The organism is Microcystis sp. M_QC_C_20170808_M3Col, assembly GCF_007095505.1.
In the GTDB taxonomy this organism is placed as follows: domain Bacteria; phylum Cyanobacteriota; class Cyanobacteriia; order Cyanobacteriales; family Microcystaceae; genus Microcystis.
On the sequence record NZ_SFBY01000453.1, the window covers coordinates 1 to 4602 of the forward strand.

General features: G+C 47.1%; 3 protein-coding genes and 3 pseudogenes. 2 read left to right on the forward strand and 4 right to left on the reverse strand.

Translation table 11 applies throughout. The annotated features are described in order from the left end of the window. Positions 1–115: 115 nt before the first annotated feature. The 3 genes and pseudogenes from EWV84_RS22985 to EWV84_RS23180 form a co-directional block, all read right to left on the reverse strand. A pseudogene (locus EWV84_RS22985) lies at positions 116–202 on the reverse strand (3-oxoacyl-[acyl-carrier-protein] reductase); the annotation flags it as partial. 82 nt (positions 203–284) lie between these two features. Beyond that, positions 285–1310, reverse strand: a complete 1026-nt coding sequence (locus tag EWV84_RS20795; RefSeq protein WP_287079798.1) for an ABC transporter ATP-binding protein — start codon at positions 1308–1310, stop codon at positions 285–287. A 147-nt stretch (positions 1311–1457) separates the two neighbouring features. Then, positions 1458–1596 (reverse strand): annotated as a pseudogene (locus EWV84_RS23180) (RNA-guided endonuclease TnpB family protein); the annotation flags it as partial. Positions 1597–2055: 459 nt separating this feature from the next. On the opposite strand from EWV84_RS23180, the gene lpxD reads away from it, so the two are divergent. Next, positions 2056–3087 (forward strand): UDP-3-O-(3-hydroxymyristoyl)glucosamine N-acyltransferase, encoded by a 1032-nt coding sequence (gene lpxD / locus EWV84_RS20800; RefSeq protein WP_287079800.1) that lies wholly within the window; start codon positions 2056–2058, stop codon positions 3085–3087. Between the two features lie 137 nt (positions 3088–3224). After that, positions 3225–4331: pseudogene (locus tag EWV84_RS20805) on the forward strand (gamma-glutamyltransferase); the annotation flags it as partial. A gap of 31 nt (positions 4332–4362) precedes the next feature. Here the strand turns inward: EWV84_RS20805 and EWV84_RS20810 are convergent. Further along, a partial coding sequence (locus tag EWV84_RS20810) for a zinc ribbon domain-containing protein (protein WP_287079801.1) occupies positions 4363–4602 on the reverse strand: 240 nt, incomplete at its 5' end.

The following is a 4602-nucleotide window of genomic DNA, read 5'->3' on the forward strand; positions in this document are numbered from 1 at the left end:
TCGAAACGAATAGGCTTTTTCCATGTCTCACATTTTAGCATATATTTGGTAAATGCGCTAGTATTTAACGGTAAAGCCGTCGTTCTACGACGGGGTTTCAGACCCAAAATTTTCGATGACCGCCATGGTGTAAAACCGCCGGAGTGACTCCTAAACCCAGTCCTCCCGTACCGCCGGTCAGCAATACCCGTTTATCTTTCATATTGATTGATATATAATCGATCGCTCCAATTATAGACGATTTAACTGGGCAATTAGGCAATATTACAGCCTTTCTCGCCGGACTAGGATTCCTTCATCGCTTGTTTTTTCTCGGCCTTGAGGTCGCGACTGCTGGCAGCGGCAATTTCCGCATCCATCAGGGTGCGTCCAGTGGCCGCTAGATAGACATCATCGAGACTAGGACGGGATTGGGCCATGCTAAACACGGGTAATCCCGATTCGGCTAGGGTTTGTTCAATTTTGCTTAAAGGATTGCTATTCGCCCTCACGATAAGATTAAGGGAGTTACCCTGGGCGGTATTGACGATCACTTCCTCGACAAAAGGCAGACGGGATAATAACTCTTTCGCTTTCAAAGCTTCTTCCTCTGGGGAAAATTCTCGCACTTTTAGGGTAATGCGATCGCCGCCAAGTTGCTCCTTCAGTTGTGAGGGTGTGCCCCGAGCGATGACGATACCATTGTCGATAATTGCCAAGTTATCGGCCAATGCGTCGATTTCTTCGAGATAATGGCTGGTAATTAACACACTGGTTCCTGCTGCCCGCAATTGTCGCAGAAAATCCCAGACAATCAAACGACTTTCGATATCGAGTCCCACAGTTGGTTCATCCAGCACCAAAACCTCCGGCTGATGCAGTAATCCCGCCGCTAAATCCAGCCGTTTTTTGATGCCGCCGGAATAGGTTCCTGTTTTTTTGTCGGCGTATTCCTCTAATCCTAAAAGATTTATTAATTCTTTGATGCGCTCTCTTGACTTTTGAGCAGGAATGTGATAGAGAGCCGCTTGTAGTTGCAACAGTTCCCGGCCGGTGAGCATTTTATCGAGGGCGACTTCTTGGGCAACGTAACCCAGGCGTTTACGGGCAGATTTGGGGTTATTCAGGGCATCGACACCCCCCACCTCGATTTTGCCGCCATCGGGTTTAGCAAGGGTACAAAGACAGCGAATCGTGGTGGTTTTCCCCGCACCATTGGGACCGAGTAAACCGAAGATTTCTGCCGCTGCCACGGTAAAGGAGATATCTTTAACCGCTGCTGTCTGACCGTAGGATTTTTTTAACTTTTCGATCGCCACCGCAAGGGTCATAAGCTGATTTTCGCCCACTTGAGCGAGACAATTTTTTTGTTAACTTTCTCGATCTATTTTAACCCAGATTCCCCACTGGAAAATGTGATATTGTAGATTTGATCTGCTCACTGCGCTCTCTGCGGCGGTGATGACCGGCAGAGCAAATGTTGAGAGGGTGGCACTCGTTGGCAATCCCTAGATTAATCCCTACTGATTGCCCGTTATTGGGAAGGGTTTCCAGTTTAATCTCAACGACAAGGCGTAAAAAATAGCGGTCTGTTGCATCTTCAATTACCCTAACCGATCAAGGTTCCGAATAGATCAACAAAAGCCGTCGTGAAACTACGGGGTTTTCAAGCCAATTTTTCGATAACTTCTCCTTTTTACGGAAGTTTGTTGGCTCTCAACCTAGAAAATATTCAGCCATTTTTAAGCTGGTAGAGCCTAGGTTTTCTTGGGGAGAGTCAGGAATTTTTAACCGGGATTTTCAAACAGTTTCCGAACCATCAACTCCGATCAGCTTAATACTGTTTGGGTCAATTTTATTAACTCGATCGAGTAGTAAAAAATAAAACCAATCGGTTTTGGAGAGAGCAAACTTATCTCCAAAACTGCTCCAGATCGACATCGGCTTTGTTGAAATGGAAAACAGGGATTATTCCCTAAAAAACTAGCAACTTTTTTGACTATAATAACGACAAGATTATCAGTATAGTTTTAAACTATCCTATCATAAGCCCTATCTCGATCGCAGTATATATTTATGAAATTTAGTGAAATTGCCCAAAAATTAAGCCCTTTAGTGCAATCCCAGAGTTTGACCGCCTATCCCGACAGAAATCCCGAAATTAAAGCCATAACTCCCATCGAAACCGCCCTAGTCGATACCATTAGCTATATCGAAGGGGGAAAATTTGCTGCCTTTGTCGCCAAAACTGACGCTACTGCCCTAATTCTGCCCCTGGATACCAATTTACAACAACAGGCCGACGAACGCGGCATCCCTTGGTTAGCTAGTGCCAATCCCCGACTTTTATTCGCCCACGCCATCAAATTATTCTATCAACCCTTTCAGCCCCAACCCTACATTCACGCCACCGCCGTGGTGCATCCATCGGCTAAAATCGGCCATAAAGTCGCCATCGGGGCCCATGCTGTGGTAGAAGCAAATGTCACCCTCGGTGATGGGGTGTGCATTCATCCTAACGCCGTTATTTACCCCGGAGTGCATATTGGCGATCGCACAATTCTCCACGCTAACTGTACCATCCATGAACGGGTACAAATCGGCAATGATTGCGTTATCCACAGTGGTGCTGTTATTGGTGCTGAGGGCTTCGGTTTTGTGCCAGTTCCCGAAGGCTGGTTTAAGATGGAACAATCGGGTATCGTGGTCTTAGAAGATGGGGTAGAAATTGGCTGTAATAGCACCGTTGATCGCCCGGCAGTGGGAGAAACCCGCATCGGTAGCCAGACTAAGATCGATAATCTCGTCCATATTGCCCATAATTGCCAAATTGGCCAAGCTTGCGCCCTTGCCGGACAGGTAGGCATGGCAGGAGGCGTAAAATTGGGCAATCGCGTTATTTTAGCAGGACAGGTGGGCATTGCCAATCAAGCAGTGATCGGGGACGGTGCGATCGCAACCGCCCAAACTGGCATTCACAACGATATCGGAGCAGGAGAAGTGGTTTCTGGCGCTCCCGCTATGCCTCATAAACTATTCCTCAAGGTAGCAGCCGCTTACAAGCGTTTACCCGAAATCTATCAAGCGGTTAAGCAATTAAAAAAATAGCCGTATTCAGGAGTCAGGAGGTAGGAGGCAGCTTTGTTCTCCCCAACCCCCAACCCCCACACCCCCAACCCCCAACCCCCAACCCCCAACCCCCAACCCCCAACCCCCACACCCCCACACCCCACACCTCGATCAAAGTGACTCGCAAAAGCAAGGGCGCTATCGCCGCAGGACATCCAAAAACTGCCGAAGCTGGACAATTAATCTTAGAAATGGGCGGAAATGCCTTCGATGCGATAGTTGGCTCGATTTTAGCGGCTTTCGTGGTCGAATTCACCCTCGCTTCCGCGGGGGGCGGCGGTTTTTTACTAGCACATACCAAAGAAAAAGTCAATACCATTTTTGATTTTTTTTGTCAAACTCCAAAATATAAAAAACCCTTGACAAATATCGACTTTTACCCAGTGGCGATCAATTTTGGTGGTGCTAGTCAAGATTTTCACATTGGCCGAGGTGCGATCGCTACGACTGGGGCGTTACGGGGATTGGAAACAGTGCAGAAAAAACTGGGAAAATTGCCCTTTGCCGTGGTAGCGGAACCAGCGATCGAATATGCTCGACAAGGCTACATTTTGAGCCAATATAACGGCTTTTGCCTGGGTTTACTCGCTTCGATCCTGCTCAAAGATAGAGAGGGTTTAAAAGTCTATGCCCCCCAAGGAAAACTCCTCCAAGCTGGCGATCGCTGTATGATGAGGGATTTTGCCAACACTTTAGAAGAATTAAGCAAAAAAGGCGTAAAAGACTTTTATGAGGGAGAAATCGCCCACCAAATTGCCAAAGATATGCAGGAGGGTGGTTATCTTACCCTAGAGGATTTAAATCATTACCAAGTCCTTGAGAGAAAACCCCTAAAAAGCCAATATCGGGGTTACGAAATACTGACTAATCCGCCTCCTAGTTCTGGGGGAATTCTCCTAGCTTTTGCCCTAAAATTACTGGAAACAGTTAATTTATCGGCTTTAGAGCATCTAGGAGCCAAACATCTGCAAATTTTAACGGAAGTGATGGCCTTAACCAATCAAGCACGCGCCCAAGGCTACGATAATTTTATCCATCAGGAGGGAATCGAAGAGCAATTCCTCTCGCCAGAATTTTTAGGCAAATATCCTAATAAATGGGGTAGTACCACCCATATTAGCGTTATCGATCGGGAAGGTAATGCGGCCAGTGCCACCTTTTCCAACGGTGAAGGATCAGCTTATACCGTGCCGGGGACAGGAATTATGCTCATTGACATCCTCACCGCCGTAAACGGACGGTGATTCCCAAACCTCACGATTTAGGTTTCTGCTTCTTTCCCTTGCGGGGTTTCGCACCTGCCGCCCCAGATTTACTCTGTTCTGGTCTTATGGTCGCTCTACAGACTGACACCGCAAGCCCTGCGGCCAAAATATTTTTACTAGCGTTAACATCTCGGTCATGGTGTGTCCCACAGTCTGGACAATCCCACTCTCGAACATTTAACGGCATTTTCTCAGCAATATACCCACAATTACTACACCGCTTAGAACT